Raw genomic sequence first — 459 nt, 5'->3', positions numbered from 1 at the left:
CTGCTGGGCAAGGTCGCTTTGCAACCTGCGCGGCAAGCGATCGATATGGTCGATCACCAGCGTACCGGCGAGAGCGGCGGCGAGCCGTTCCGCGATCGTCGCGCTGTCGGCGGTCTCCGCGTGGAGCGTAACCAGCGGCCCGTCAGCGCGTCCCGATCCTCGATGGATCAGCCGCGCGATCACGGTCTTGCCGGTGCCGGAGGCCCCGCTGACCAGGACCGGAGCTTCGGTCGGCGCGACACGGGCGATCAGATCGCGCACGCCCGCGATCGCGGCACTTTCGCCGAGCAACAGGCCGTCGTCGATCGGTGGCGCTGTTGCGGCATCCAGCTTCGCACGGCGCAGCGCGACGCCGCGCTGGACCGTCGCAAGCAGACGTTCGTTGTTCCACGGCTTGATGACAAAGTCGGTCGCCCCCTGGCGCATCGCCTGTACCGCGACGGCAATGCCACTGTGACC

At 68.8% G+C, this 459-nt stretch carries 1 protein-coding gene; it reads right to left on the bottom strand.

Annotated elements, in window-relative coordinates:
* On the bottom strand, positions 1-459 hold a 459-nt coding region (locus AACY08_RS29505; protein WP_339472615.1), incomplete at both ends, for a sigma 54-interacting transcriptional regulator.

Source organism: Pseudomonas sp. EL_65y_Pfl1_R83, from assembly GCF_963970695.1.
GTDB lineage: Bacteria > Pseudomonadota > Gammaproteobacteria > Pseudomonadales > Pseudomonadaceae > Aquipseudomonas > Aquipseudomonas tritici.
This window is presented reverse-complemented; position numbering and strand designations above follow the sequence as displayed.